The organism is Curtobacterium sp. B8, assembly GCF_000333315.1.
GTDB lineage: Bacteria > Actinomycetota > Actinomycetes > Actinomycetales > Microbacteriaceae > Curtobacterium > Curtobacterium luteum.
Genome location: NZ_BACW01000562.1, coordinates 1 through 2,035, shown reverse-complemented (window position 1 = coordinate 2,035; position 2,035 = coordinate 1). Strand labels below are relative to the sequence as shown.

Genomic DNA, 2,035 nt, shown 5'->3' with positions numbered 1-2,035 from the left:
CTCCTGACGGCGGTCGCCGCCGTCCTCGTCTGGTGCGGGCTGGCGCGCGCCCACCGGGGCCGCGTCGCGGCCTGACGGACTGGAGGCCCGGTGCGGGTGAGCAGACCCGCTCACCGGCCCCGGGCCTCCAGTCCGACCCCCGGCGCGTCGCGCCCGTCCTCCGACCCCCGCCACGTCGCGGCCGCTCTCCACACCCCGGCGCGTCGCGCCCGTCCTCCGGTACCGTGACGACACGCACCGCCGCGGACCCGCGGCCCGACCCACCAGGACCCGCCATGACGACGACCGACCGCACCCTCGACGGCCCGCACGGACCCCTGCGGATCCGCGTGCACACCGCGGACGGGTCGGCGCGTGCCGGACTCGTGTGGTCGCACGGCGGCGGGTTCGTGTCCGGTGACCTCGACATGCCGGAGTCGGTGCAGGTCGCCCGGGAGCTCGCATCGCGCGGCGTGACGACCGTCGAGGTCGAGTACCGCCTCGCGCCGAGCGACGAGCGTCCGGACGGCGTGCACTTCCCCGTGCCGCAGGACGAGGTGCGGCACGTCCTCGCGTCCGTCCGCGCAGACGTGTCGCTCGACACCGGCGGCCGTGACTGGTCGATCGGCGGCGCGAGCGCGGGTGCGTCGATCAGCGCGTCGGCCGCGCTCCGACTCGTCGCCGACGGCGCCGCCCCGCGGCAGGTGCTCCTCGCGTACCCGACGGTGCACGCCGAGCTGCCCGCCCCGTCCGACGAGCTCGCCGCGGCCGTGGTCGGCGTCGACCCGCAGCGGCGGTTCACGCCGGAGACGGTCCGCTCGATGAACGCGAACCACGCGGACGGCGTCACGGACGGGGTCTTCGCCGGTGGCGCGGACCTCACCGGGTTCCCGCCGACGTGCATCGTCGACTCCGAACGCGACGACCTGCGGGCGAGCGGCGCGGCGTTCGCCGAGGAGTTGCGTGCTGCCGACGTCACCGTGTCGTACGCGGTCGAGCCGGGGACGTTCCACGGGCACCTCAACGAGGAGGGGAGCGCCGCGGCCCTGGCGACGATCGACCGGTTCGCGGCGTTCCTCCTGGCGGACTGAGGCGGTCGCTCCGCCGGGCAGTCGGCACGGCTCCGCGAGGAGGCGTGCGCCGCTGCAGGGTCGGGCGTCGTGGTCGCAGCGCCGTGGTCGCGGCGCTGTGCTCGCGGCGTCGTGGTCGCAGCGCCGGCGCACCGCAGTCGTCAGGGGCGGAGCACGTCCCAGCGCCGGAGTACCACCCCGGTCGGGAACCGCTGCTCCTCCAGCAGCGCGAGCGACGCCGGACGTCGAACGCCGGAACGCGGGGGATCGAACAGCGGCCGACCGGCACCGAGCACCGCCGGGTGGGGAACAGCAGCAGCTCGTCGATCAGCCCGGCGTCGAAGAGCTGCGACGCGAGGTCCGCCCCGCCCACCCCGACGTCGCCCTCGGTCTCCTCGCGGATGCGCGCGAGCTGCTCGATCGCGTCCCCGTCCGACCCGATGACCCGCGTGTCGTGTCCGGCGCTCGTCCGCGTCCGCGACACGAGGACCTTCGGCTGCGCGACGTAGATCTCCGCGTACTCGCGCTCGACCGCGGAGAGCGAATCGTCCGACCGGGCGTCCGGCCAGTAGGGGTCCATCATGTCGCGGACCACCCGACCCTCGACCGAGAGGGTCATCCCCGCGGCTCGGCGGTTGAACTCCCGGTGGAGCTCCTCGTCGATGCGGACCCAGTCGGGGCCGTCGGGGCCGGAGTGCTCCCCGGGGGCGCGCTCGATGTAGCCGTCGACGGACACGTTCATCCAGTACACGAACCGTGCGGACACGGGGACTCCTTCGTCCGGGGTGGTGGCGGCGATGGTACGCGCACCGTGCGTCGGCCCGCACGGGCGCCGGCCGTCCGGCCCGCGGTCCCGCCGCCTCGCGCTCCAGTGCGCGCAGCACCGCACGCGCGCCGGCCGGCCCTTCGAGGAGGAAGACCACCTCCGGCTCGCGGTCCGCTGCGCGAAGCACGGCGGTCGCGGAGCCGCCGCGGATGGGAGGATG

2 protein-coding genes are annotated in these 2,035 nt (G+C 75.6%); one reads left to right on the top strand and one right to left on the bottom strand.

Annotated features, from left to right (window positions below):
* Positions 1-275: 275 nt before the first annotated feature.
* Positions 276-1,070, top strand: a complete 795-nt coding sequence (locus I59_RS15130; RefSeq protein ID WP_022904590.1) for an alpha/beta hydrolase — start codon at positions 276-278, stop codon at positions 1,068-1,070.
* Here I59_RS15130 and I59_RS20155 read toward each other — a convergent pair.
* Positions 1,000-1,815, bottom strand: coding sequence for a dihydrofolate reductase family protein (locus tag I59_RS20155; protein WP_022904589.1), 816 nt, complete (start codon positions 1,813-1,815; stop codon positions 1,000-1,002). The two genes, I59_RS15130 and I59_RS20155, sit on opposite strands and share 71 nt — an antisense overlap.
* Between the last annotated feature and the right edge of the window lie 220 nt (positions 1,816-2,035).

Bases quoted from the DNA above. Each gene is read 5' to 3' on its own strand.
- I59_RS15130 (WP_022904590.1), top strand. From the start codon at position 276: ATGACGACGACCGACCGCACCCTCGACGGCCCGCACGGACCCCTGCGG.